Origin of the sequence: Salinivibrio kushneri (assembly GCF_027286325.1) — a bacterium.
Taxonomy (GTDB): domain Bacteria; phylum Pseudomonadota; class Gammaproteobacteria; order Enterobacterales; family Vibrionaceae; genus Salinivibrio; species Salinivibrio kushneri_A.
In genome coordinates this window covers 118988-144584 of the sequence record NZ_CP114588.1, presented here as the reverse complement: position 1 = coordinate 144584, position 25597 = coordinate 118988, and the positions used below count along the sequence as shown (strand labels likewise).

Sequence of the window (25597 nt, the reverse complement as noted above, 5' to 3'; positions counted from 1 at the left end):
TGGGTAACACGCCACATGTCACCCGGGGTCGGATAGATAAAAAAATAGCCCCCGATGCGGGAGCTACTTAATCTGTTATGCGTCGGCGAGTGCCGATTTTTGCGCGACGACAATGTCATCGATGCCCTTACTGGCCAACGCGAGCATCGCGTTTAGCTCATCGGGGGTAAACGGCTCGGCCTCGGCAGTGCCCTGCACCTCAATCATGCGGCCATCTTCGAGCATCACCACATTCATGTCGGTATCGGCCGCCGAGTCTTCCACGTATTCAAGGTCGCAAATCGGCGTTTGCTGATAAATACCCACCGACACGGCGGCCACATGGCCACGCATTGGGTTAGCTGCAAGCTTGCCGTCGCGTACCAGCGCGTTAAGTGCGTCCGCCAGGGCCACGCTCGCGCCAGAAATGGATGCAGTGCGTGTGCCACCGTCTGCTTGAATCACGTCACAGTCAACCGTAATGGTGCGCTCACCCAGTGCTTTTAAATCGACCGCGGCGCGCAAACTGCGGCCAATCAAACGTTGAATTTCGACGGTACGGCCACCTTGTTTACCGCTTGATGCTTCACGACGGTTACGGGTGTGGGTTGCACGTGGCAACATGCCATACTCGGCAGTTACCCAACCTTGGCCCTTGCCTTTTAAAAAGCGCGGCACGCCCTCTTCAATCGTGGCGTTACAGATCACCTTGGTATCACCAAAGCACACCAACACAGAGCCTTCTGCGTGGGCCGTAAAACCGCGGGTAAAGCTAACGGGACGAATTTGGTCGAGTGCTCTTCCACTTGGGCGCATGCAAGTTACCTTATTGACTGTAAGAATGTGGTCGCGATTATACGTGTTTCTCCGCTCGCTTGCGATCCCTGTCCACCCCACAGACCAAGAGAGCTGACGGCAAGGGTATGGATGCGTATAATCTTTGCCATTGACCTTCAGCACATAAGAGCAGGTACACATGATCCACAGTATGACCGCCTACGCCCGTCAAGAACTCAAGGGCGATTGGGGCAACGCGGTTTGGGAAATCCGCTCCGTCAACCAGCGCTATCTCGAAACCTACATTCGCATGCCTGAGCCGCTACGTAGCCTTGAGCCTGTGGTACGCGAGCGTTTTCGCAAGCGCCTAGCCCGCGGCAAAGTGGAATGCAACCTGCGCTTTGATACCTCACAAGCCAGCCAAGATAAGCTCACCATTAATGAAGCCTTGGCCAAACAAGTGATTCACGCCGCCAAATGGGTGAAAGAGACCGCGGGTGAGGGCAACATCAATCCGTTTCAAGTACTGAACTGGCCAGGGGTGATGGAAGCGCCGGAGCAAGACACCGACGAGCTACACCGCGCCTTATTGGCCGGTCTTGATGAAGCACTTGATGCCTTTATCGCCGCACGTGCCAGCGAAGGCGAGAACATGAAAGCCCTGATTGAGCAGCGACTCGATGCCATTAGCGCTGAAGTGATCAAAGTGCGTGAAAAGATGCCCACCGTGATTGAGTGGCAGCGTGAACGTTTAACCACGCGCTTAGAAGAAGCACAAGTGGAACTCGACCCAGCCCGCGTAGAGCAAGAAATGGTGATGCTGGCGCAAAAAGTAGACGTTGCGGAAGAGCTTGACCGCTTGGACTCACACGTTTCAGAGGCGCGCAAGATCCTCAAAAAAGGCGGCGCCTGCGGCCGACGCTTGGACTTTATGATGCAAGAGTTCAACCGCGAAGCCAACACCCTCGCCTCCAAATCGATCAGCACCGAGATCACCGCCTCCGGCGTCGAGCTCAAAGTGCTTATCGAACAAATGCGCGAGCAGATCCAGAATATTGAGTGATCAATAACGGTTCGCGGCGCTTAACTATCAGCCATATAAAGACAGCTCGGCTCTACATGTCGGGTTGTTTTGTATCGCCTATAGCGTTATGCGAATAGACCCCTTTTGCGGGAGCGGTAAAGCAAATCTGTATTAACCGCTTGTGTTATCCCGCTTTTCACTGTTTTGACTCATTTTTTGGATTTTTAGGCTGAGCCCACACCACGCGAATACCGCAGTAAAAAATAGCCAGAGCCCAATCAATGCCCACGTAGTCTCAGTCATCGCTTGCTCTACCCTCCCACATTATTCATCCAACCAGTGTCTACAAAAGATTCGCCATCCCCTAGCCTACCGCCAACTTCGCCGCTTGCTGCCACATAAAGTTTGGCATCGGGGTGACCAGCTCCCACGTAATATCCCTCAGTTAAGCGTTCGCAGAAAACACCTCACAGTCATACGACAATCCCTGCCTCAAATACTCTCCCCGTGTTCGATGCGGTAGCCAAGATCGATGTGACTCGGCCAGGTGTCGGCGCCGCGGAGTCGGGCGATAAGCTCGGTGGCAGCGACGCGGCCGATTTCTTCTCGGGGGGTGATCACTGTCGCCAGTTTAGGGAGCATGGCTTGGCTGATATCGTGGCCGTGAAAACCGGCAATCGCAATATGTTCCGGCACCTTGATCCCGCGTCGTTGGCATTCATATAAAGCGCCAATCGCCAAGTCATCGTTGGTGCAAACAATGCCATCCACCTTGGGATGTAACTCAAGGATCTGGCCGAGTAACTTGGCCCCTAAGGTAAATGACGAGGCGTCTTCAGTTTGCAGACTGATCGGCATTTGCTGGGTTTGAGCAATCGCTTGATGATAACCCTCAAGCTTTAAGCGCGTGCGCTCATCCATACGGGCGGCAAAATACGCAATGCATTGGCGCCCTTTTTCAATCAGGGCGTTGGTCATATCCCGCGAGGCTTGGGTGTTGTCAAAACCGACCGCTTGCTCGAGGCGTGGCGACACGCTGTCCATGATTTCAATCACCGGAATCGAGGCGGTTTGCAACATTTTGCGCGCTCTATCGGTATGCACATTTTCGGACAGAATGATTGCATCGACGTTATACGATAGCAAAGACTCAATGCTCTGCTCCTCAAGCGCGGCGCTGTAGCTGTAGTGGGCAATCATGGTTTGATAGCCCTCTGGTGAGGTAACCGATTCAATCCCGCGGATCACTTCGGCAAAGACTTGGTTGGTCAGGGAAGGCACCAGTACGCCAATCGCGTGGGATTTCGCATTAGAAAGAATATCGGGGGCGCGGTTGGGAATATAACCCAGCTCCTCTACCGCCAATTGGATTTTTTCACGGGCGGCGTCCGAGACCATCGCCGGATCGCGCAAACAACGGCTTACTGTCATTTTGGTGACGCCGACTCGGTCGGCAATGTCTTGTAATGTCGGTCGCTTTTTCTTATTCGCCATCTGGGTCTGTCATTGATGCAGTCTTGTTTTGGCTCCATCATACCCACTCTTTGACCCTTTTTGTTGTTACGTGTAACAAAAAGGCGCGCCCATCACAGCGCGCCTTCTATTATCGTATTCGCTGGCGCTTTGGTTGCTCACTCCAGGTTAAATGGTACTGGCGTGACTCATCGTCATCCACACGTGCATAGCCATGAGCGCCAAAATAGTCGCGCTGAGCCTGAAGCAAGTTAGCGGGTAACACCTCGCTGTACAGGGCATCAAAATAACTCAATGACGCCGCCATCGCGGGAATAGGTACCGCCGCTTGCGCGGCACTGGCAACGGTCGCACGCCAGCCGGGAGCTTGGCGGTTCATCGCTTCGGCAAAGGGCGCGACAAGAAGTAAATTAGCGACATCTGGCGTCTGTTGATACGCGCTGGCAATCTCGCTTAAACATTGCGCGCGGATAATGCACCCTGCGCGCCAAATCTTGGCAATTTGCGCAAAGTCCAGTGTCCAGCCTTGTTGCTGCGCGGTGGTGTTGATCAGGTCAAACCCTTGGGCATACACCGATAATTTGGCGTAATACAGGGCGTCGTGCAGGTTTTCAAGCTGTGTATCAATATCATCATACGCAACTGCCGCTGAGTTGGTACGGGTTTTCGCTGCCGCCACTCGCACCGTTTTTAAGCCACTTTGGGCGCGAGCAAACACCGCCTGGGCAATGGTCGGAGCCGCGACACCGGTTTGCAGCGCATTCACTGCCGTCCACATGCCTGTCCCCTTTTGGCCGGCTTTATCCAGCACCACCTCGACGAACGGCTTACCTGTGATAGGGTCTGGGGTTTGCAAGATCTCGGCGCTGATTGCCATCAAGTAGCTATTGAGTGGCCCTTGGTTCCAACGAGCAAAACATTGGCCAATTTCCACCGCTGACAGTCCTAGTGCTTGCGACATAAAGTGGTACGCTTCCGCAATTAACTGCATGTCCGCATATTCAATGCCGTTATGTACCATCTTGACATAATGACCCACACCCGCACCGCCCAAATAAGCGGCACACGGTTCACCCTGCTCAAACTGGCTCACAGGCTGACCAGCGTGATCCACTTTTGCCGCAATCGCCAACCACATGGGTTTAACCTGCGCCCACGCTGACGCATCGCCACTGGCCATCAGCGAGGGGCCGGTGCGAGCGCCCACTTCCCCGCCGGAAATGGCGGTGTTAAAAAATCGAAATTGCTCTTGGTAGTCGCGGGCGCGCCGCTCACTATCCGTCCACAGGCTGTTGCCGGTGTCGATAACAATATCGTCAGGTGCGAGCCCCGCTGCTAGCAACTCATCGATCACCGTGTCGACCACCTCGCCGGCGGGCACCGACAAGGCGATAACGCGCGGCGTTTGCAAACTGGCCAGCAGCTGAGAGAGCGAATCAACCACCGTTAGCAGCCCCTTGTCCGACGCCTGATTGAGGGGTAACGCGGCCTCAAGCGCCGCTTGGCGGTGATGCGGGTCAATATCAAAGCCTGCGACATTAAAGCCATGATCGACCAGGTTTAAAGCCAGGCTTTTCCCCATCACACCTAATCCAACCAGACCTATCTGTGATGGCGTCATGACTCCATCTCCTTTATTTGTTGCAACGCGTGCGCGACCACGGTGTCGACGGGGTAAGAGATATCGACAAACAAGGCCTCTTCGGGGCTGGGCTCGACCAAGGCGTCAAATTGGCTACGCAGCATGGCCTCACCATGAAAATAATGGTTAGCCCGTTTTTGTAGCCGCGACCAAATCGTAGCGTAATCCCCTTGCAGATAGACAATCACTAACTCTGGGTTGTTTTGTCGCAGCACGTCGCGGTACTCCGGCTTTAATGCTGAGCAAGCAATCACCGCTGCCTCATTGTCGGTATACAGACGGTTCAAGGTACGTAACCAACCGCTGCGGTCAGCATCAGTCAGTGGGATCCCTTGCCGCATTTTTTCTACATTGTCAGCGGGATGATAATCGTCACCGTCATAAAAAGGCAGGTCGAGTGCACGGGCAATTTCACTGCCAATCAGGCTTTTGCCGCACCCTGAAACCCCCATGATTAATAGTTTTTTTACTTTCATTGCACACCACAACCCTTAGCCAAGCCACACGCTAGCGATAACACCTTGAGAACTCGATATTGCTGTTTTAATACCATGATCATTGCCACCACATTGCCAACTCAGGGAAGATAATCACCAATGACAGCACGAACACTTGCAGGGCGATAAAAGGCAGCAGTGAGGTAAAAATCTCACCAAGACTAATGTCTTTCGGGGCGACTGATTTAAGGTAGAAGGCAGCGGGTCCAAATGGCGGCGAAAGGAACGACACCTGCATGTTGAGGCAGAACACCACCCCGAACCAAATGGGGTCAAAACCAAGCCCGGTGATGATGGGCACAAAAATCGGCATGGTTAACAGCGCCACCCCGACCCAGTCTAAAAACATCCCTAAGACGAGTAAGATCACCATCATGATAAGCAAGGTACCTATCGCACTGCCGCCGCTTAGGCTCAGGATCACTTGTTCAACAAAATCAATCCCGCCCATCAGGTTGTAGATTCCCACCAGGGCGCTGGCACCAATGCCAATCCACATGATCATCCCGCAAGTACGCATAGTGGCAATTGCGCTCTCTTTGAGCATCGAAAGGTTCATCTCACCACGGACAATCGCAGACAGCATGATCCCCACCACGCCAAGCGCCGAGGCTTCAGTGACCGAGGCCACTCCAGTGTAAATACTGCCAAGTACCACGGCTACCGAGAAAAGTGGGAAAAACAACGCTTTAAAGTAGCTCACTTGCGGCTCATCGTCTTCCCCGCTGTCACTTGGGATCGGCGCCAGTGACGGGTTTAACTTACAACGAATCAACACATAAGCGATGTAACAAGCGGCGAGAATGAAGGCGGGGAGAAAGGATGCCTTGAACAAATCACCAATCGACACACTGGCGGTCATACCATAGATGATCAGTACGATACTGGGCGGCAGCATGGTCCCCAGCGCACCCCCGGCACAGGTGGTCCCGATCGCCAGCTTGCGATCATAACCAAGGCGGAGCATTTGCGGTAACGCCAAGATCCCCAATAGCACGGTTTCACCGCCAATCACGCCAGACATAGAAGCCAGCAACACCGCGACTAAAATGGTTTGTACCGCGACCCCGCCTCTCACCTTGCGCCCTAGGGACTTCATGGCATCGAAAAGATCTTTGGCGATGCCTGAACGGTCAAGTAGTGCCGCCATTAATACGAACATCGGCACGGCTAAAAAGACGTAACCAGAGGCAAAACTGTAGGTACGGCTGGCAATTAATGGCATCGCCTCGGGGCCAAACCAAAAGAGGGTAAAAAAGATCGCCACAAACCCAGACACAAACGCCAATTGCATCCCAGTGAGTAGCAATCCAATCAGCATCACCAGCATGAGCAGGCTTCCCCACGCCAGTCCAATCGAAGATAAATCAAACATCGTCTTTGTTCCTCAGCCCGACCAGCTCTTGGATGAGATGCAATACAAACTGGAGCACAAGAATGCACAGCGCGATAAAAATCAGCCCTTTAAGCAGCGCCGGATAGGGCGCATTGAGCACAGACCCCGAGGTCTCAAGTCGTAGCTCGCCCCAAGGTGCAAACCAGGCTTCCTTGGCAAGCGAGTAGGATGAATAGGCCAGCATGCTGGCAAACGCGAGTCCGACGAGGTGATGAACCAGGTTGAGGTATTTGCGCGTTTGTGACGATACCGCGTCGTAAACTAAGACCACACGCACATGGCGGTTGGCCGCAAAGGCATAAATCCCACCGATAATGAACAAGGAGCCGCCGATAAATGAGGCAGTTTCATGCACCCAGGTGGTGGGCGAATCAAACAGGTAACGCATCACCACTTCGTAAAACGAGATAAAAACGGTGGCGATAAATAGCCAACTTAATAAGTGGCTCACCTTAATGATCGCTCTATCGAGTACGTTTCTTGGGTGCTCGTCGGGCTCGGGCGGGGTATGAGGCGTTTGTTCAGTCATAAAATAGGTCCACAATCAGGAGGGCGATGCCCTCCTATCACTGACAAGACAAGGATGAATGCTTACAACAAGCCATTGGTTTCTAAGAAATCAGTGACTGAGTCATACACTTTTTGTGCATTGGGTGAGCGCTCGGCAAACACCTTCCATTGGGTTTTGGCGATTTCACGAAACTTCTTGCGCTCTTCGTCAGACCAATCGTGGATAGTGATCTCTGGGTTGGCTTTGGCCTCTTTCACTGCCGCCATATCTGCCATTTTCAGCTGGGTGGTCATGTCGTAAGAAAAATCCCGCACCGAGGTTTTCAAAATGGTCTGCAAGTCTTCCGGCATCTTGTCCCATTTTTTCTGCGCAATAGAGATATCAATCAGTGGCAACGAGTGGAAGCCTGGTTGCACTGGGTGCGGTGCAATGTCATTCATGCCTGCTTTTTGGTTGGTGGAAAACACGGTGTAATCGGCCGCATCAATCACCCCTTTGCTCAGACCGGTAAACACTTCCGAGCCCGGCAAGTTAACCGGTGTGGCGCCAGCGGCGGCAAACACTTGCTGCACCAAGCCTTCTGGGGCACGCAGCTTGAGTCCTTTAAGATCAGCCACGCCGTCAATCGGTTTTTTGGAAATAAACGACTCAACGCCCGTGGTCGATGCGCCTACAAACTGCACACCATACGGGGCGTAAAGCTCGGTCATCAGCTCATTCCCGCCACCGTAATTCATGTATTGCAGCAGCTGGGTTGTATCGGACCAAGCACCGACCATATTACCAATCAAGCCAAAGGCCGGATCTTTGCCGGAAAAGTAGCCCGTGGCGGTGACATGTCCGTCCAGGATCCCCATTTTTATCGCCCCGAGCGTCTCGGTGTGTTTCACCACAGAGCCAACAGGCAATAAATCAATATTGATTTGGCCATCAGACATGGTCTCCACACGGTCAGCCCAGCGCTGCTGAACCTTAAAGTTGAGATCACCTGAGGGATCAGACGATTGGATTTTCAGATTAAAATCCGCCGCCATCGCTGACATAGAGAACAAGCCAGAGATAGAGGCAGCGAGCAGGGTTTTCGTTATTGCTTTCATAGTAGGATGTCCTTGTTTTATTTCCATTTATTCCATCAAGCTGGAATGCGAGTGGTCGAAATGCTGGATGTAATTGTTATGTTACCAACCTTCTACGCTGTAAAGTTACCGGTAACACTGATGCATGAACAGAGATCGCACTCACAGTTATTGATTAATTTGTCACAAGGATAAAGCAAAGAGGAAGAAGTGTGAGACACACCACATTGGCGGTTATCGGGATATCGCCCTCGGCAAAAAGCGCAAGCATGAGCCGATGCCCACCCTGAAACAGGGTGGGGAAACGGTGCTAGCGGGTGGTTTCAGGCTTTTTTTCGTCCACCGACTCATCCCTTGCGTCCGCGTCAGCGGCCGGTTGCTCAGCGCGGCGCTTGTGCTTGCGGTATTTAGGGTGGGTGATCGGAATGGCAGAGAGTAACTTTTGCGTGTACTCATGCTGCGGCTGATGATAGACGGTTTCGGTCGGACCCTCTTCCACCACATGACCAAAGTACATCACTGCCACCTTATCGGAGATATGACGAACCACCGATAAGTCGTGGGAGATAAAAATCATCGCCAAGTTCATCTCTTGCTGGAGTTTCAGCAACAGGTTAAGAATCTGGGCCTGCACCGATACATCCAAAGCGGAGACGGATTCGTCACAAATAAGCAGTTTCGGTTTAAGGGCAATCGCCCGCGCAATACCAATCCGCTGGCGCTGACCGCCCGAAAACTCATGCGGGTAGCGGTTGACCGCATCGTGGGGCAATCCGACTTTATCTAGCAGCTCAAGTACCCATTGGCGACGCTCTTTCGCGGTGCCTATATTGTGAATAATAAAGGGCTCTTCTAAGATCCCGCCGATGGTGTGACGCTGGTTTAGCGACTCGAGCGGATCTTGAAAGACAATCTGCATGTCTTTACGCAGTGGCCGCATCTGACGTGGCGATAAATGGGTGATGTCTTTACCTTCAAAGAAAATTTTCCCTTCGGTAGGCTCAAACAGCTTAAGCATGGTACGGCCAAGGGTGCTTTTGCCACACCCCGACTCACCCACCAGCCCGAGGGTTTCACCTTGTGACACCGAGAGCGATACGCCATCGACGGCTTTAATGGTGTAGCCTTGACGAAGCAGGCCTTTGCCCGAGACAAAATACTGCTTCAGGTTTTCTACTCTGAGGACTTCCTTGCTCATCGCGTTCTCCTGCAACTACGGGGATGATGGCGCGGCATCAAACGCTTCCAACGGGCGAATATCAATCATCTGTTTGGGTTGATGGTGACGCCCCGGCATTAATCCCAATAAACGCTTGGTATACGGATGGGATGGGTGATCAAAGAGGGTGAAAATATCCGCCCGTTCACGAATTTGGCCATCGTACATCACCGCCACATCGTCACACACCTCGGCGACTACCCCCAGATCGTGAGTGATAAAAATCACCGCCATGCCGGTTTCTTCTTGCAGCTCGTTAATCAAGTCCAAAATCGAGGCCTGCACAGTTACATCCAAGGCGGTGGTTGGCTCATCACAAATCAAGATATCGGGCTTGCAGGCCAGTGCCATGGCGATCATTACCCGCTGACGCATCCCACCGGATAGGTTATGCGGGTACTCGTTCAGTCGCTTTTCTGGCATCGGGATTTTCACCTTGGCCAGCATATCGAGCGCACACGCCGCGCGCGCTTTTTTATCCAGCTCTGGGCGGTGTAGCATCAAAACTTCATTGATTTGCCGACCCACGGTATGCACCGGGTTCAGTGCCGTCATCGGGTCTTGAAAGATAATCGAGATCCGATTGCCACGCATCGCGTAGCGCTCTTTGGCGGGCAAGGTCACCAAGTCGGTCCCGCGGTACAAGATTTCGCCGCCCGTCACCTGGCCGTAGGGCTTGGGGAGCAGGCCCATGATCGACATCGCTGTGACACTTTTGCCACTGCCCGACTCGCCCACCAAGCCGAGCGTGCGCCCGGCTTTTACGTCAAAGCTTACCCCGTGAAGTACCTCACGGGGGCCGTCGTCAGTGGTAAAACTAACGGTCAAATCCTTAACCGAAAGAATGACATCCTGCGTCATAATCGCCCCTACAGCTTGTATCTGTCATCAATGATGGTCACCGGCTCAAAGGCTTTATCGTCATCCATCGCCTCTTCGGTGGCGTCTTTCATCTCTTCATCAATCCAGAAGGTACCAAAGCCCATCACCCGGCCACTGGTGACCATTTTTTCGGTGCGCTTGGTCATTGCGTTGTCTGGGATTTGTACATAACGCCAAAAACCTTGACGCACATACGGCACCATGTACCCAGGTACAATCACACTGGCTTCTGAGATCTTAGCGCGGATCTGGTGCGACAGCTGGTATTTCTTCGCCATGTCGAACTCGGTTTTGTACGCCATGATCAGCTTATCCAACGCCGGGGAGCTGTAATTGGTGTGGTTGTTGGTTTGCTTTTTATTAGCGTTATCCGAGTGGAAGTATTCCCAATAGGCCGGGATTTCTGAGGTGCCCATATTGAGAAACGCCAGCTGATGCTTTTTCTCCAGTATGTATTTAAACGCCGATGAGCCATCAACCAGGTGAATGGTAAAGTCCAACCCTGCTTTTTTCGCTTGCTCTTTCAAGTAAGCGATGCGTGGGGTGTGGTGTTGGTACCCATAAGTGATGGCAAAGCTTAAACGCTCGCCTTTGTCGTTAATACGAATGCCATCGGGGCCCACTTGGTCAAAGCCAGCTTTTTCGAAATAGCTGATCGCTTTTTCAGGGTCAAACGCTGGCGGTGTCGCACCATCGTTGTCGTACTCACCATGACCATGCCCCATTGCATGTGGCTTGCGTGAGTAGTCACCACGGGTAATATTTTCAATCATGCCATCAAAGTCCGTGGCATAGATGATGCCTTTGCGCACATTGATGTCATCCAGTAGCGGCATAGCCGTATTCATCCATAAACCACCCGCGCCAACCGGTAATTCGTTGTGGCCCCAGAATTTGGTGATATAGCCTTTTTTATAAGGTTCAGATTGGGTTTTGTCGTGCCACACATCCGGTAATAGCAAGTCGAACACATCCAAGTTGCCTTTTTCAAAGTGCTTCATGGCGATATCGTTATCCCGGATCACCCGCAGACGGATCTTATCGACGTTATAACGGTGTTGATAATACGGGTTGGTGTAGCCCCACCAGTCATCGACATGCTCAAAGGTGACGCTACGGCCTTTTTGCACCCGCGCTAACTCGTACGGGCCCACGGTGGGGGTCGCTTTGAAGTTATAGCGGCGTACAAAGTCGTCGGCAATGCCATCTTGGTTTTCATCTTTGCTCGGATTGGCGTAAAAATGCGCGGGACGTGGGACCAAACTACCCAAGGTATACATCAGATCTTCGTCGCTTTTCTCTATTGCAGTCGATATAGCAATGGTGTGTTGATCAATTTTCTCGACCCCACCAATGGTGTTGGTGTAGTACTCGTTGTACCAAGGCGCAACAATGTCTTTCGAGCGGTAGAACTGCATCATAAAGACAAAATCATCGGCGGTGACGGGCTCGCCATCCGACCAGGTCGCCTCTGGGTTCAGCTTGAAGTAGATGGTTTTGTGGTCGTCGCCAAACGCCCACTCATTGGCCAAATCCGGGATCCATTCCAGTGTGTCTGGGTGGCGCTTTACCAATGAAGGCATTTCATCGAGAAAATAACTGCGCAGGCCTGAGTTGGAGTCTGGGCCAACCGTGCGCAGCGTCTGGGGAAAGGAGCTTAAGTGTGAGCGCAAAACGCCGCCACGTTTGGCGTTGGGAGAGCCGATTTTAGGTGCATCCCAATTGGTTTGCCAATTAAGGTTTTCAGGCAAATCCGCCGCCCAGCCAGTCAGGCTAAACATCGAAATTGAGGTCGCAAGGATCAGTTTTTTCATCGTGATTTCCTTATCGTGATTCAAACATTGCACATTGTGTTTAACGTTAGTCGTAACGGGTGAATTTTTTCGGGTCGAACGCCGCGCGCACCGCTTCACCAATGAAGGTCACCATCACTAATACCACCACCAGTGAGGTCACCACGGACGCAACAATCCATGGTGCGTCCAAATTCGATTTGCCTTGCTGTAACAGCTCGCCCCAACTGGGCGTCGGCGGCATCAGCCCAAGGCCGAGATAATCCAGCGCTGTTAACGCGGTAATATTGAGTGCGATGGTAAAGGGCGCCAAAGTCACAATCATCACCATGGTATTGGGCAAAATATGCCGGAATAAGATCCGGCTGGTCGAGGCACCGAGTGCGCGCGCGGCCATCACATAATCACGCGCTGACTCTTTATAGGTCATGGTGCGCATATACCAGGTGATCGCCATCCAGCCAAATAGCACGTTAATCCCTACAAACAGGGCAAACGTGGGCTGAAGAATCGAAACCAAAATCATGATCACGTACAAAAACGGCACCATCGACCAGATTTCGATAAAGCGTTGGAAGAAAAGGTCAAACTTGCCGCCCCAAAAACCCATCGCACAGCCGACGGCTGTACCAATCGCATAGGAAGCGGCCATGGTGAGTAACGCAAACCCCATGGCGATACGAAAGCCGTACACCAAGCGAGCGAGGATATCGCGACCAATCTCATCGGTGCCAAGGTAATGCTGATGCTCAGCGCTCGGCGCTGTCGGTGGAAAATCCCCGCTAAAATCTTGCTCCAGTGGGTTCCATGGCACTAGGGGCATCACCACATAATTGTCACCGCCTTGTGCCTCAAAGGCTTTGGCAAGTTGACGATAGTTGGCTTCGCTGGTCCCCACTTGACCAAAGTCGCTCGCCAAGTACACATCACTCAGTACCGGGAAATAATATTCACCGTCGTATTTGACCATTAACGCTTTACTGTTGATAAAAAGCTCGGCAAACAGCGACAACACCAGCATGGTGGTCAAGATGATAAACGACCAATAACCGCGTTTAATTTGCTTAAAGCTGCGGATTTTCTTTTGAGTTAAAGGGCTAAACGTCAACATATCAAGATCCAAACTTCACGCGAGGGTCAACCAAGGCAACACAGATATCGGAGATAATATTGCCGGCCAGCAGTAATAGCGCATTGATGGCGACAATGCCCATCACCACCGGATAATCGCGCTCCATAATTGACTCATAGCCAAGTAAGCCGATGCCATTGATATTGAAAATGACTTCAATCAAAAACGCGCCGGTCATAAAGAACAACAACGAGTTGCCAAAATGGCTAGCAATCGGGATCAAGCTGTTGCGCAGCGCGTGCTTGCGCACCGCCGAGCGGAACGGTAACCCTTTGGCAATCGCCGTACGGATATAGTCCGCCGAGAGGTTTTCCATTAGGTTGTTTTTCATCGTCATGGTCAGGGTGGCAAAGTCACCAATCAGATAACAAATCAGCGGCAGTACCGCATGCCACATCACATCTTTGGCGCGTTCCCAAAAGCTGGTCGCGTCGTAGTAGGCATCGCCCACAAAGCCCCCCATCGGGAACCATTCGAGGTGATAGCTAAACAAGGTGATCAGTAATACCCCGACCACATAGCCAGGCAAGGCAAACCCAATAAAAATCAGCACAGAGGAGGACGAATCAAACACTGAACCGTGTTTGAGGGCTTTGTAATACCCGAGCGGAAGAGAGATAAAATAGCTGATGAAGAAGGTCATGCCGCCGTAAAACAAGGAGACGGGCAGACGCTCGGCGATCATGTCGGTGACCGGCTCGTAGTAGCGCGTCGACTCACCCAGATCGAAGTTGGCGAGCTTGCCCAGCCAATCGACATAGGCTTCTAGCACGGGTTTATCGAGGCCGTAAAATGCCTTAAGTTCGGCAATCTGATCGTCCGATAACGCCGAGCTGTCACCAGCACGTTGCAAGCTCGAGCCGCCATCGGCTTGTGCCTGCATTTGCGTCATCATTCGCTCGACCGGCCCACCCGGCACAAGACGGGTGATACCAAAGATCAAAATGGTAATGCCGAGAAATGTCGGGATCACCAACAGTAACCGGCGTAAAAAGTACGACAGCATAGCCACTACTCCCTGTCCACTGTCTGATATTTTTGCAGGTCATGGAACCTGCCGTTGTGCTCTCTTGGCCATCCTAAGCACTGAAAGCAACACTACGTATTACACACTCACATAAAGTGGTCTATATTTATCTCGATTTTTAGTCACGATCAACGATAACGGCCTGTTAGAAGTGATTTTTTTGCTACAAGACAGCGAAAACTATGCCGTTTTTCTACTGCGTTGTGCTAGCTTCCTTATCACCAAAAGCAATAAATATTTCACTCAATAGTCACAAAAGTTTGGTTTAAAATGCAATAAAACTGACATTTCACCGAAACATTGTCTCTTTTCGTCACTTCACTTACCAATAACCCACCGCGACAGCCTGTCTTGGTAAAAAGACAATCCATCTTCCCGCCTCATCTATTCTCATATTCATTCACCAAAACCGGCGCAACAGTGATAGTGATTTGTTTCACCATAACCTAGACCACCAGCACAAATCACCAACATCAATTATGGTATGCAGTAGCGCCTCTAATCACCCCTTGCACACTTAGGGTCAGGAGTTCAAACACTGAATACCCGCATTTATTAGGGGTTGGTAATTTTTAGCAATCCTCTACAATTGGTCAGGTTATGCCGAGCCGCTTCCTGCTCGGCTTTTTTCCCTTTATTAACGCAAAGAGTGCCTGATGGAGTCTGCTTCTCGCGCAAAGCGCTTGTTCTCGACCACCTTACCCATGCTGTTTGGCGTACTGTCACTAATGAGTTTTCAACTTGTCGATAGCGCCTTCATTGGTCAGTTGGGCGTGCTACCTCTCGCGGCACAAGGCTTCACCTTGCCCATTCAGATGATCATTATCGGCATTCAAGTCGGCCTCGGGATTGCGACCACGGCGGTGATCTCACGCGCGCTCGGGGCCGATCAGTGCCGCTATGCCAAACAATTAGGCGGCCTGATTCTATTTATTGGCACCGCAGGCGTTGCTCTGTTTGCCGGCTTGCTCTACGCCTTGCGCCATCCAATCTTGATGTTGCTCGATGCGCCGGACAAGGTATTTCCGGTAATTGATAGCTATTGGCAAATTTGGTTAGTCAGTGCCTGGACAGGCGCAGTGCTTTACTTCTTTTATAGCCTGGCACGCGCCAATGGCAACACCATGTTGCCCGGCTCCATGATGGTGGTCACCAGCTTATTAAACCTTGCGCTCGACCCGGTATTTATCTTTTGGCTCGATTGGGGCATTAATGGCGCGGCCGTGGCAACCTTGATTGCGTTTGGCGCTGGCATTGCCATTGTCGCGCCTCGCGTGTTCGGCAAAGGCTGGGTTTCGTTTGACTGGCAGGACTTAAACATCAAACAAAGTGTGGGTTCGATTGGGCATATTATGGGGCCGGCGATGATAAGCCAGCTGCTGCCGCCGGTGTCATCCATGCTGGCCACCAAGCTGCTCGCCAGCTTTGGCTCAGCGGCAGTGGCCGCCTGGGCACTGGGTTCACGCTTTGAATTCTTTGCCATTGTCTCGGTGCTGGCATTAACCATGTCGATGCCACCCATGGTGGGTCGTTTGCTGGGTAAAGGCGATCTGACCGAAGTGCGCCATTTGGTTAAGTTAGCGTGTCAGTTTATTCTCGGCTTTCAATTGCTGATTGCCGTGGTGACCTGGCTTGCTGCCGCTCCCTTGGCGGACTTGATGACCAGCGATCAACAAGTCACCGATATCTTGTACACTCACCTTACGCTAGTGCCGTTTAGCCTGGGCGCGCTAGGGGTGTGTATGTTGATGGTGTCAATTACCAATGCATTAGGCCGCTCATACACCGCGCTGACCATTTCTGCGCTCCGCCTATTTGCGTTTTTCCTGCCCTGCCTCTGGCTAGGCGCACAAATTGGCGAGCTATTTGGCCTATTTGCCGGTGCCTTAATCGGTAACCTCCTTGCGGGCGCAGTGGCTTATGCCATGTACCGACGTACGCTGGCTAAACTGATGGCGCATCAGTCCCGCTAAACTGAGTCGATGCTCGCTGCTATCATCGACTGGATTCGCTTAGCAGACCCTCCGCGCCAAGGATGGCGCGGCGGAGCCTCCAGGGATGGATTAACGGCGTGTCTGCGTGCGGCTCCAGTCGATGCACATAACTAAAAAAGCCCGCTAATAACAGGCGGGCTCAAAAGGTAAATACAGTTGACGCGCGGGGTTAATAACCCAGTTGCGTTAAGGTCGCTTCAATGTCTTTACCGTCGCTGTCGGTTAAGGCTTTAACCGCCACGTTAGGACGGTTGGTAAAGAAGCCATCCACACCGCGCTCGCGGTAACGAATCAAATCTTCGCGATCGTCCAAGGTATACATGTGCATCAGCAAGCCTTTTTCATGGCTCATATCCACCATCCAAGACTTCGCCAAGTCCATATAGCTAAACTGGCTTGACCAAGCATCATCAAAGTTGGCTTGGGTGCCCGACGGCCCCACACCGATGGCGCCATGCTCCTTGGCATAATCCAACCATTCTGCGTAGCCGGATTTTGAGGCCACTTCTTGACGCGCGTAGTACTGAGCGTAAGACTCATCATCCGCTTTCGGCGCGCTGTCTTTAGTGGGAATGTAGCCATCACCTGCCCACAGCAGCAAGATTTTTGGCACATTCGGCATCACATCCTGCAGCGCTTCAAGGCTCGATTTGTTAAAGGTCTGCAGGATCACTTTGCCTTTGGCGTCGTCATCTAACCAACCATGCTCGGTCAAGTCTTGCTTCAAATCCTGCTCAATCCCCGGGAAGAACTCAGGCACCTTGGTTTCAATATAAAGCCCAGGCTGGTGCGCACAGTCTTCCGCGATTTCACGTACCTGATCCAGCGTCACTAGCTTCAAGCCGCTAAAGCTTTCTCGTGCGCGCTCGGGATAGGCTTGGTTATACCAGCTACCGGCATCCAGTTTTTCCAGCTCTGCCCAAGTAAAGGTATTGACCGGATCGTCGGCACGCTCAGGATAGACTGTCTCAATATTGGTGTTGCGCTTAAGGTTGTCGTCATGCACCGCGATCAATTTGCCGTCTTTGGTGCGCTGTAGGTCAAGCTCGAGATAATCGGCTCCCACTTCACAGGCAAGCTGGTAAGCCGGCAAGGTCGACTCTGGTGCATTGTAAGAATCACCACGGTGGGCAATGACCGCGTGATCGGCAATGCCAAGTTGTGCGCTTAACGCCGTGTCACTGGCTTGAGCAAAAGAAGAGAAGGATACGGCACTGGCCACACTCAGGGCAGTAGCTGTCACGCTCAGGGTCGCTTTTAATGATGTGTTCAACGGAAACTCCTTAATGTCGTTGAAGTTGGCGAGATAATTAAACGCTTGTTCAATTATCGAGACAGCATAGCAAAACCCTGATTTAAAGCGAAAAAATAAAAACGCCCACAAAGAGGTGGGCGTCAACACGGTTAGGAAGCCAGCGGCCAGAGTGACTCTACTGCCTGCAGGGGGCGTTGGTCGGGGTTAGATAAATAGTGTGGGCGCGGTGGCAACCCACTAAATGGCTTCACCGTTTTGTTTTCCACACTGTTATAAACGAACATTAAAATCGAACGTGGGTCGTTGGCGATATTATCGGGTGAGCCATGCATCAAGTTACAATCATGGAACACCAAGGTACCGGCTTGTCCCGTTACCGAGGCAATGCCATTGTCTTCTAACAATGCGTCCATGGTCTCTGGCTTGGGCACGCCCAGCATTTGTTTTTTCAGCGATTGCTGATAGTTTTTTTCGCCGGTGTTGCCTTCACAAGACGCATAATGATGGTGCGAGCCGGGGATCACATACAAAGGCCCATTGTGCTCGGTGTTGTCGGTTAACATCAGCCATACGGTCACGGCTCGCATCCGTGGCATTCCATCCTCAACGTGCCAAGTCTCGAAGTCAGAATGCCAAGGAAACGACTTGCCTTTAAACGCAGGCTTAATATTGACACGCGATTGCATCAAATATGCATCCGAGCCCAAAATTTGCCGCACTTTATTGAGAATGCGCGGATCGCGTGAGAAGCGATCGATCAAATCACTGTAGGCAAAAGGTTTAAAAATAGTGCGCAACTCGTCACTATCCGGCTCGGTATATAGCTCTTCATAGCCGGCCATATCATCGCGCAAACGGGTTATTTCACGCTTAAGCGGTGCCACCATTTCCGGCATGTAATCCTTCATAACCAGAAAGCCTTGGCGCTCGAACGTATCCAGCTCGTGCTGGCTTAAACTATGCGGTACCTCTGGCTGCGCACTGCCGTACACAACAGGGTCTAGACGTGGGGAGAGGGTTTCTTTTCCATTGACGCGTGAGGGATACAAATCGGGTGTACCTTCCATTATTGACACCTCCTTCATGTCGTTCGTTTTTTAGTGATATCTTCTCGCTGTTTGAGGCCCTAAAGGGCGTGAATTGCACACAACACAGGTGTGGGCGGCTAATCTAAAATCAACCCCCAACGCGTGCTATGCATCTTCTTAGATAACTGCGCGCTACCCTACCAGCTCCACATCGAACAGTGAACCTTTGTAAACCCACAACCGCTATGCGTCATGACAAGCCATCTTAATGATCGCTTTCACCGCGATCCCGTTCAAATCCAAATGAGTTCGTGCTACCCTGCGCGCCTCCCACGGGGAACAACTATCTATTCGTCGATCGACGCCTGTACGTATACGCTATACTGCGGATGGGCATCAGCCAGTGAAAGTGATCAATCCATGAGCCAAGGTACGCTTTACATTGTTTCCGCCCCAAGTGGTGCGGGCAAATCCAGTCTGATTTCAGCGTTGCTGAATGATAACCCTCGCTATGACATGAAAGTGTCTGTGTCTCACACGACGCGCGCCATGCGCCCAGGTGAAGAAGATGGCGTGCACTATCATTTTGTCTCCGTGGAAGAGTTTCAGTCACTGATTGCGCAAGAAGCGTTCTTAGAGCACGCACAGGTATTCGGCAACTACTACGGCACATCCCGGGTATGGATTGAAAAAATGCTCAATAATGGTGTCGATATTTTCCTCGATATCGATTGGCAAGGCGCTGAACAAATTCGTCAGCAAATGCCGAACAGCAAGAGTATTTTCATTCTCCCTCCCAGCCGAGAAGAGCTAGAAAGACGCCTGACCACTCGTGGTCAAGACAGTGAAGAGGTGATCGCACAGCGCATGCAAGAAGCACGCTCCGAAATCTCTCACTATGCTGATTATGATTACCTGATTATTAATGATGACTTTGATGTCGCATTGATGGATATTAAGGCCATCATCCGTGCCGAGCGGATGGCACTAGCCAAACAAGCCAGCAAGTATCATGCGATGATCGACGAACTGTTGGCTGACTAACCACCACATTGAGACGTGACCATTGCCCCAGCCAAGGCTGGCAATAGGTCGCGGCCTTTTGTATACTTTTCGGTCATTTTGAATGACCTATTGATGACATAGCTGGAGTCCTTCATGGCACGCGTAACTGTTCAAGACGCCGTTGAAAAAATTGGTAACCGCTTCGATCTCGTTCTGGTTGCGGCTCGCCGCGCCCGTCAAATGCAAACCGGCGGCAAAGATGCCCTCGTTGCAGAAGAAAACGACAAGTACACAGTGATCTCTTTGCGTGAAGTTGAAGAAGGACTGATCAACAAAGAAGTCCTCGACGCACGTGAGCGTCAGGAAAAGCAAGAGCAAGAAGCCGCTGAAATGGCCGCGGTAAGCACCATTTCTGGTCAACGTTAAACGCTGCATTTATCAGGGACAGGCCGTTTGTATCTATTTGATAGCCTGAAAGAAGTTGCTAGCCAGTATTTGCCGGAGTCGCAGCTTGAAGCGCTTCGGCAAGCCTACCTAGTAGCCAGGGATGCCCACGACGGGCAAACTCGCTCAACCGGCGAACCTTATATCATTCACCCCATCGCGGTGGCACGTATCTTAGCGGAAATGCGCTTGGACTGTGAAACCCTGATGGCGGCATTGCTGCATGATGTCATTGAGGACACTGAGGTGACCAAAGAGGACCTGCAGCAACGCTTTGGTGATGTGGTGGCCGATTTGGTCGACGGGGTGTCTAAGCTTGATAAGCTTAAATTTCGCGACCGTAAAGAAGCCCAGGCCGAGAACTTTCGCAAAATGGTCATGGCGATGGCCCATGACATTCGCGTGATCCTGATAAAACTGAGTGACCGCACCCACAATATGCGTACCTTGGGCGCCCTCCGCCCAGATAAAAAGCGCCGTATTGCCCGTGAAACGCTAGAAATCTTCGCCCCCCTCGCCCATCGTCTGGGTATCCATAATATAAAAGTCGAGCTGGAAGAGCTCGGTTTTGAAGCCTTGTACCCCAATCGCTACCGCGTGCTTAAAAAGGTGATCGCGCAGGCACGGGGTAACCGCAAAGAAATGATCCAAAAAATCCATGCGGAAATTGAAGGCCGCCTGGAAGATGCGGGGATTAAAGCCCGTGTACTGGGCCGAGAGAAAAACCTCTACTCCATCTATAACAAGATGAAGAATAAAGAGCAGCGTTTCCACACCATCATGGATTTGTACGCGTTTCGGGTGATTGTGGGTGATCTCGATACCTGCTACCGCGTGCTGGGGCAAATGCATAACTTGTATAAGCCACGCCCAGGCCGGCTCAAAGACTATATCGCGGTGCCCAAAGCCAACGGATATCAGTCACTGCACACCTCTATGATTGGTCCGCACGGTGTCCCGGTTGAAGTACAAATTCGTACCGAAGACATGGATCAAATGGCAGATAAAGGGGTTGCTGCACACTGGGCGTATAAAAGTGGCGCCGACAGGCCTTCTGGCACCACCGCGCAAAAACGGGCGCAACGTTGGATGCAGAACATCATCGAGCTGCAACAAAGCGCAGGCAGCTCGTTTGAGTTTATCGAGAGCGTTAAATCCGATCTCTTCCCCGACGAGCTGTACGTCTTTACCCCCAAGGGGCGGATTGTCGAGCTGCCTGTCGATGCGACCGCGGTCGACTTTGCCTATGCCGTCCACACCGATGTGGGCAACACCTGTGTCGGCGCGCGGGTTAACCGTCAGCCTTATCCGCTGAGCCAGCCGCTCAAAAATGGTCAAACGGTTGAGATTATCACCGCTCCGGGGGCGCGTCCGAATGCCGCTTGGCTCAACTATGTGGTCACGGCGCGGGCACGGACAAAAATCCGTCAAGTGCTAAAAACCATGCGTCGTGAAGAGTCGGTAACCTTAGGGCGTCGCCTGCTCAATCATGCGCTTGGAGAGCAAAACCTCCCGGATATCGACCCTGAGCGCGTTGACGCAGTATTGAGTGACTTGAAGCTAAAAACCAGCGACGACTTACTCGCGTCGATTGGCCTTGGCGAACTCATGAGCGTGGTGATTGCACGTCGCCTGCTTGACCAAGACCCGGCTGCCCCCACCGAGGGTAAAATGCCGATTCGTGGTGCCGATGGCATCTTGGTGACTTATGCCAATTGCTGTCGTCCGATCCCAGGTGACCCGATCATTGCCCATGTCAGCCCAGGTAAAGGCTTGGTTATCCACCGTGAAACCTGTGCTAACATCCGCGGCCACCGCCAAGAGCCGGACAAATATATGCCCGTCGAGTGGGCGGACGATTTTGAGCAAGAGTTCAGCACCCGGGTACGCGTGGATATGCAAAACCACCAGGGGGCATTGGCCGACCTCACCAATACCATCGCCGCAACCGGATCCAATATCCAAGGGTTAACCACCGAGGAGCGCGATGGTCGCCTGTACACCATTTTTGTTCGCTTAACGACCAAAGACAGAGTGCATTTGGCCAACATTATGCGCCGCCTTCGCGTGATGCCTAATGTGGTGAAAGTGAGCCGCCAGAAAAACTGAGTGCCCCAACCCATCATTACCTGTCGCCCGCCTTTTGGCGGGCGTCACCGTTTTTTGCCTGTTATTGACGGAATTGAATCATGACCCCTGAACGCTTTGAACGCATTCATCAGGTCTTGGCCCAACGCCAGCCTGATCTCACTGTCTGCATGGAGCAAGTTCACAAGCCCAACAATATTTCCGCCATCATTCGCACTGCCGACGCCGTGGGAGTCCACCGCATGCATGCGGTGTGGCCAGAGGGCACCAAGATGCGCACCCTCGGTGGCACATCGGCCGGCTCGCGTAACTGGATAGATGTGGTGACTCACAACACCACGGAAGAAGCCTTTGAGACCATGCACGCCCAAGGGATGCAGGTGTTAGTCACCAACTTATCGGATACCGCGGTCGATTTTCGCGAGATTGACTACACCCGTCCGACGGCCATCGTGCTGGGGCAAGAAAAACAAGGCATCAGTCGCGAAGCACTGGATAAAGCAGACCAAGACATCCTCATTCCTATGGTGGGTATGGTACAGTCACTCAATGTGTCAGTGGCCAGTGCCTTGATTTTGTACGAAGCACAGCGCCAACGCCAAGCGGCTGGCATGTACCAGTTGGATAAGACACGCTTGCCCGACCACGAGGTTCACCACATTTTGTTCGAGCGTGGTCACCCGGTGCTTGCCCGCGTGGCAAAACAAAAAGGCTTGCCTTATCCGCCCCTAGATGAACACGGTCAAATTGTGGCCGACGAGGCGTGGTGGGCACAGATGCAGTCGGCCAAACATCCACGTTAGCCCGACACGCGAGCCAGAGTGAATCAGTAGAGAAACGGATGCGATCTTCGATGCTAAGTGCGGTGACTGTTGATACCTTAAGTGGCGTTGGCAGCAAAATGGCGGAAAAACTGGCGAAAATAGGCCTGCATACGGTGCAGGATGTATTGTTTCACCTGCCTTATCGTTATGAAGATCGCACTCGTGTGTGGCCGGTCGCGAGTCTCTTACCGGGTCAACATGCCACCATCGAAGGGGAAATCACCCACAATGACACCGTGTTTGGCCGTCGCCGGATGCTCACCGTCCGAGTGCAAGATGGCAGCGGCGCGTTAACGCTGCGGTTTTTCAATTTTAATGCCGCGATGAAAAACAGTTTAGCGGTAGGCAAGCAAGTAAAAGCCTACGGCGAGCTCAAACGCGGAAAGCACGGGCTGGAGATCATTCACCCCGAGTATCAGGTATTTTCTGAGCCCACCGAACTGGTGATGGAAGAAACCCTCACCCCCGTGTATCCCACGACGGAGGGGCTGCGCCAAGCGACGCTGCGTAGCCTGACCGATCAAGCCCTGGCTTTGTTAGACAAAAGTGGCGTCGACGAGCTGCTACCCGAGGGCTTATACGATAGACAGCTTTCGCTGCGCGATGCATTACACCTTTTACATCGTCCGCCGCCCGAGACCGTGTTGGAAGACTTACTAGCAGGGCAACACCCTGCTCAGCGACGCTTGATCATTGAAGAGCTTCTTGCCCAGCATCTGTCGATGCTGTCTGTGCGTCATCATGCCCAACAAGTGAAAGGCTTTGCCCTCGCGCCCAGTCAGTCATTAGGGCAGCGTCTGTTAGACAACTTGCCTTTCACTCCCACCGGCGCGCAAACCCGAGTGGTGAGCGAGATCAGCGCAGATTTGGCCAAGCCGTTTCCAATGATGCGCCTCGTGCAAGGCGATGTGGGTGCAGGTAAAACCTTGGTCGCCGTGCTCGCCGCCTTGCAAGCCATTGAACAAGGCCATCAAGTCGCGTTGATGGCACCGACCGAGCTACTGGCCGAGCAACACGCCACTAACTTCGCTCAGTGGCTCGAGCCACTGGGCATTCAAGTCGGTTGGTTGGCCGGCAAGCTAAAAGGGAAAGCGCGGGAGCAAACCCTAGCAAGCATCGCTGACGGCGAAGCGAAAATGGTGGTCGGTACCCATGCTTTGTTTCAAGCGAGCGTCCACTTCGACAGCCTAGCGTTGGTGATTATTGATGAGCAACACCGCTTTGGCGTTCACCAACGTCTCGCGCTGCGAGAGAAAGGCGAGCAGCAAGGCGCCCACCCGCACCAGCTTATCATGACCGCGACCCCCATTCCCCGTACCTTGGCGATGACCGCCTATGCGGATCTTGAAACGTCCGTCATCGATGAATTACCCCCAGGGCGCACCCCCATCCAAACCGTCGCCGTCCCCGACACCCGCCGCGACGATATCATCGCCCGCGTCAGTGCCGCGTGTGCAGCCGGTCGACAAGCGTATTGGGTGTGTACCTTGATTGAGGAGTCCGACGCCTTAGAAGCGCAAGCCGCCGAAGACACAGCCACCGCGCTTAAAGAAGCCCTCCCCAACCTGAAAATTGGCTTGGTTCACGGGCGAATGAAAGCGGCAGAAAAGCAAGCGATAATGGAAGCGTTTAAGCAAGGCGAGTTACAGTTATTGGTGGCGACAACGGTGATTGAAGTGGGTGTAGACGTGCCCAATGCCAGTTTGATGATCATTGAAAACCCCGAGCGGCTCGGACTCGCCCAGCTACATCAGTTGCGTGGCCGTGTCGGCCGTGGCTCCGTCGCCAGTCATTGTGTACTGCTTTACCATGCCCCTTTATCCAAAACCGCCAGTCAGCGGCTTGGGGTGCTGCGCGATAGCAATGACGGCTTTGTGATTGCGCAGCGCGATCTCGATATTCGTGGACCCGGCGAGCTTCTCGGCACCCGCCAGACTGGGCTGGCTGAGTTTAAGATTGCTGACTTGGTCAGAGATCAGGGGCTGATCCCTGAAGTGCAAAAACTGGCCACGCACTTACATCAACACTACCCACAACATGCTCAAGCGATTATTCGCCGCTGGCTGGGGCATAAAACCCACTATTCTAATGCCTGATCGGCGCTGTAACGCTCCCAGTGCGTCATGATCAGCGCCATAGTTTCTGACTTGCTGTATCCCGCTTCACTGGCCGCCTGAATAAAGTGCGCCAGTGCGCCTTCAACGTAGTGCAAACGCTGCTCGGGCTCAGCCGGGCGCATGGTTTCACTCACCTGCATACCCACACCGGGTAAACGCTCAAGCCAGCCTTCGTCGGCCAATTGTTGATAGCTGCGCGACACCGTCATTGGGTTCATCGCCAATGTTTTGGCCAGTTGCCGCACCGAGGGAAGTCGCGCACCGGGGTAGAGGGTGCCGCTGGCAATATGCCGTTGAATTTGGTCAATCAGCTGCTGAAATTTAGGTGTCGGATCCTGACTGTCTAGCGATAAACGCATGGCCGTTTCCCAGTGTATTGAGTCTCTATGACAGTATGGCCTACCCCCCTGTTTC

The 25597-nt window shown here is 52.6% G+C and carries 22 protein-coding genes; 7 read left to right on the top strand and 15 right to left on the bottom strand.

Going from position 1 to position 25597, the window contains the following annotated elements; genetic code table 11:
* Positions 1 to 75 precede the first annotated feature (75 nt).
* Positions 76 to 795, bottom strand: a complete 720-nt coding sequence (gene rph / locus N8M53_RS00690) for a ribonuclease PH (protein WP_046074690.1) — start codon at positions 793 to 795, stop codon at positions 76 to 78.
* A 160-nt stretch (positions 796 to 955) separates the two neighbouring features.
* Here rph and N8M53_RS00685 point away from each other — a divergent pair, with 160 nt between their 5' ends.
* Entirely contained in the window at positions 956 to 1819 is an 864-nt protein-coding gene (locus N8M53_RS00685) for a YicC/YloC family endoribonuclease (protein ID WP_269579138.1), read from the top strand.
* 453 nt (positions 1820 to 2272) lie between these two features.
* Here N8M53_RS00685 and gntR read toward each other — a convergent pair whose 3' ends face one another.
* The 11 genes from gntR to N8M53_RS00630 form a co-directional block, all read right to left on the bottom strand.
* Entirely contained in the window at positions 2273 to 3274 is a 1002-nt protein-coding gene (gene gntR / locus N8M53_RS00680; protein ID WP_269579137.1) for a gluconate operon transcriptional repressor GntR, read from the bottom strand.
* A gap of 109 nt (positions 3275 to 3383) precedes the next feature.
* Positions 3384 to 4874 carry an NADP-dependent phosphogluconate dehydrogenase gene (gene gndA, locus N8M53_RS00675; protein ID WP_269579136.1) on the bottom strand — a complete coding sequence of 497 codons (1491 nt, stop codon included), beginning with the start codon at positions 4872 to 4874 and terminating at the stop codon, positions 3384 to 3386.
* Positions 4871 to 5371, bottom strand: a complete 501-nt coding sequence (locus N8M53_RS00670) for a gluconokinase (RefSeq protein ID WP_269579135.1) — start codon at positions 5369 to 5371, stop codon at positions 4871 to 4873. Before N8M53_RS00670 ends, gndA begins: the two co-directional genes overlap by 4 nt.
* A 79-nt stretch (positions 5372 to 5450) precedes the next feature.
* Entirely contained in the window at positions 5451 to 6767 is a 1317-nt protein-coding gene (locus tag N8M53_RS00665) for a TRAP transporter large permease (protein WP_046074672.1), read from the bottom strand.
* A complete protein-coding gene (locus N8M53_RS00660; protein ID WP_269579134.1) occupies positions 6760 to 7317 on the bottom strand; it encodes a TRAP transporter small permease subunit in 558 nt (185 codons plus the stop codon). Before N8M53_RS00660 ends, N8M53_RS00665 begins: the two co-directional genes overlap by 8 nt.
* Positions 7318 to 7379: 62 nt before the next feature.
* A complete protein-coding gene (locus tag N8M53_RS00655; protein WP_269579133.1) occupies positions 7380 to 8396 on the bottom strand; it encodes a TRAP transporter substrate-binding protein in 1017 nt (338 codons plus the stop codon).
* Positions 8397 to 8685: 289 nt separating this feature from the next.
* Entirely contained in the window at positions 8686 to 9573 is an 888-nt protein-coding gene (locus N8M53_RS00650; RefSeq protein ID WP_077771880.1) for an ABC transporter ATP-binding protein, read from the bottom strand.
* Between the two features lie 15 nt (positions 9574 to 9588).
* Positions 9589 to 10455 carry an ABC transporter ATP-binding protein gene (locus N8M53_RS00645; protein WP_269579132.1) on the bottom strand — a complete coding sequence of 289 codons (867 nt, stop codon included), beginning with the start codon at positions 10453 to 10455 and terminating at the stop codon, positions 9589 to 9591.
* Between the two features lie 8 nt (positions 10456 to 10463).
* Positions 10464 to 12290, bottom strand: a complete 1827-nt coding sequence (locus N8M53_RS00640) for an extracellular solute-binding protein (RefSeq protein WP_269579131.1) — start codon at positions 12288 to 12290, stop codon at positions 10464 to 10466.
* Between the two features lie 46 nt (positions 12291 to 12336).
* The gene (locus N8M53_RS00635; protein ID WP_269579130.1) at positions 12337 to 13380 is read right to left on the bottom strand and encodes an ABC transporter permease; all 1044 of its coding nucleotides are present in this window, start codon (positions 13378 to 13380) and stop codon (positions 12337 to 12339) included.
* Position 13381: 1 nt separating this feature from the next.
* Positions 13382 to 14407, bottom strand: a complete 1026-nt coding sequence (locus tag N8M53_RS00630; RefSeq protein WP_077771876.1) for an ABC transporter permease subunit — start codon at positions 14405 to 14407, stop codon at positions 13382 to 13384.
* Between the two features lie 677 nt (positions 14408 to 15084).
* Between N8M53_RS00630 and N8M53_RS00625 the strand changes: the two genes are divergently transcribed.
* Positions 15085 to 16401 (top strand): MATE family efflux transporter, encoded by a 1317-nt coding sequence (locus N8M53_RS00625; protein WP_269579129.1) that lies wholly within the window; start codon positions 15085 to 15087, stop codon positions 16399 to 16401.
* A 190-nt stretch (positions 16402 to 16591) separates the two neighbouring features.
* Here the strand turns inward: N8M53_RS00625 and N8M53_RS00620 are convergent, their stop codons facing one another.
* Positions 16592 to 17695 carry a glycerophosphodiester phosphodiesterase gene (locus tag N8M53_RS00620; protein WP_241837203.1) on the bottom strand — a complete coding sequence of 368 codons (1104 nt, stop codon included), beginning with the start codon at positions 17693 to 17695 and terminating at the stop codon, positions 16592 to 16594.
* Between the two features lie 131 nt (positions 17696 to 17826).
* A complete protein-coding gene (locus N8M53_RS00615) occupies positions 17827 to 18744 on the bottom strand; it encodes a phytanoyl-CoA dioxygenase family protein (protein ID WP_269579128.1) in 918 nt (305 codons plus the stop codon).
* Positions 18745 to 19125: 381 nt separating this feature from the next.
* Here N8M53_RS00615 and gmk point away from each other — a divergent pair, with 381 nt between their 5' ends.
* The 5 genes from gmk to recG all read left to right on the top strand — a co-directional run bounded on the left by gmk (position 19126) and on the right by recG (position 25162).
* A complete protein-coding gene (gene gmk / locus N8M53_RS00610; protein ID WP_269579127.1) occupies positions 19126 to 19749 on the top strand; it encodes a guanylate kinase in 624 nt (207 codons plus the stop codon).
* A 114-nt stretch (positions 19750 to 19863) separates the two neighbouring features.
* Positions 19864 to 20136, top strand: coding sequence for a DNA-directed RNA polymerase subunit omega (gene rpoZ / locus N8M53_RS00605; RefSeq protein WP_046074663.1), 273 nt, complete (start codon positions 19864 to 19866; stop codon positions 20134 to 20136).
* Positions 20137 to 20163: 27 nt separating this feature from the next.
* Complete coding sequence (gene spoT / locus N8M53_RS00600; RefSeq protein ID WP_269579126.1) at positions 20164 to 22263, top strand: bifunctional GTP diphosphokinase/guanosine-3',5'-bis pyrophosphate 3'-pyrophosphohydrolase; 2100 nt, start codon at positions 20164 to 20166, stop codon at positions 22261 to 22263.
* 80 nt (positions 22264 to 22343) lie between these two features.
* Positions 22344 to 23045, top strand: coding sequence for a tRNA (guanosine(18)-2'-O)-methyltransferase TrmH (gene trmH, locus N8M53_RS00595; protein ID WP_269579125.1), 702 nt, complete (start codon positions 22344 to 22346; stop codon positions 23043 to 23045).
* 38 nt (positions 23046 to 23083) lie between these two features.
* Positions 23084 to 25162 (top strand): ATP-dependent DNA helicase RecG, encoded by a 2079-nt coding sequence (gene recG / locus N8M53_RS00590; RefSeq protein ID WP_269579124.1) that lies wholly within the window; start codon positions 23084 to 23086, stop codon positions 25160 to 25162.
* Here recG and N8M53_RS00585 read toward each other — a convergent pair.
* Positions 25147 to 25542, bottom strand: coding sequence for a GntR family transcriptional regulator (locus N8M53_RS00585; protein ID WP_077771870.1), 396 nt, complete (start codon positions 25540 to 25542; stop codon positions 25147 to 25149). The genes recG and N8M53_RS00585 overlap by 16 nt on opposite strands.
* Positions 25543 to 25597 lie beyond the last annotated feature (55 nt).

Excerpts from the sequence above, each read along its gene's own strand:
- N8M53_RS00630 (WP_077771876.1), bottom strand. The coding sequence starts at position 14,407 with ATGCTGTCGTACTTTTTACGCCGGTTACTGTTGGTGATCCCGACATTT.
- gndA (WP_269579136.1), bottom strand. The coding sequence starts at position 4,874 with ATGACGCCATCACAGATAGGTCTGGTTGGATTAGGTGTGATGGGGAAA.
- recG (WP_269579124.1), top strand. The coding sequence starts at position 23,084 with ATGCGATCTTCGATGCTAAGTGCGGTGACTGTTGATACCTTAAGTGGC.
- gmk (WP_269579127.1), top strand. The coding sequence starts at position 19,126 with ATGAGCCAAGGTACGCTTTACATTGTTTCCGCCCCAAGTGGTGCGGGC.
- rph (WP_046074690.1), bottom strand. The coding sequence starts at position 795 with ATGCGCCCAAGTGGAAGAGCACTCGACCAAATTCGTCCCGTTAGCTTT.
- N8M53_RS00645 (WP_269579132.1), bottom strand. The coding sequence starts at position 10,455 with ATGACGCAGGATGTCATTCTTTCGGTTAAGGATTTGACCGTTAGTTTT.
- N8M53_RS00625 (WP_269579129.1), top strand. The coding sequence starts at position 15,085 with ATGGAGTCTGCTTCTCGCGCAAAGCGCTTGTTCTCGACCACCTTACCC.
- N8M53_RS00650 (WP_077771880.1), bottom strand. The coding sequence starts at position 9,573 with ATGAGCAAGGAAGTCCTCAGAGTAGAAAACCTGAAGCAGTATTTTGTC.
- N8M53_RS00615 (WP_269579128.1), bottom strand. The coding sequence starts at position 18,744 with ATGGAAGGTACACCCGATTTGTATCCCTCACGCGTCAATGGAAAAGAA.
- N8M53_RS00635 (WP_269579130.1), bottom strand. The coding sequence starts at position 13,380 with ATGTTGACGTTTAGCCCTTTAACTCAAAAGAAAATCCGCAGCTTTAAG.
- gntR (WP_269579137.1), bottom strand. The coding sequence starts at position 3,274 with ATGGCGAATAAGAAAAAGCGACCGACATTACAAGACATTGCCGACCGA.
- rpoZ (WP_046074663.1), top strand. The coding sequence starts at position 19,864 with ATGGCACGCGTAACTGTTCAAGACGCCGTTGAAAAAATTGGTAACCGC.
- N8M53_RS00685 (WP_269579138.1), top strand. The coding sequence starts at position 956 with ATGATCCACAGTATGACCGCCTACGCCCGTCAAGAACTCAAGGGCGAT.
- N8M53_RS00655 (WP_269579133.1), bottom strand. The coding sequence starts at position 8,396 with ATGAAAGCAATAACGAAAACCCTGCTCGCTGCCTCTATCTCTGGCTTG.
- N8M53_RS00665 (WP_046074672.1), bottom strand. The coding sequence starts at position 6,767 with ATGTTTGATTTATCTTCGATTGGACTGGCGTGGGGAAGCCTGCTCATG.
- N8M53_RS00660 (WP_269579134.1), bottom strand. The coding sequence starts at position 7,317 with ATGACTGAACAAACGCCTCATACCCCGCCCGAGCCCGACGAGCACCCA.
- trmH (WP_269579125.1), top strand. The coding sequence starts at position 22,344 with ATGACCCCTGAACGCTTTGAACGCATTCATCAGGTCTTGGCCCAACGC.
- N8M53_RS00640 (WP_269579131.1), bottom strand. The coding sequence starts at position 12,290 with ATGAAAAAACTGATCCTTGCGACCTCAATTTCGATGTTTAGCCTGACT.
- N8M53_RS00585 (WP_077771870.1), bottom strand. The coding sequence starts at position 25,542 with ATGCGTTTATCGCTAGACAGTCAGGATCCGACACCTAAATTTCAGCAG.
- N8M53_RS00670 (WP_269579135.1), bottom strand. The coding sequence starts at position 5,371 with ATGAAAGTAAAAAAACTATTAATCATGGGGGTTTCAGGGTGCGGCAAA.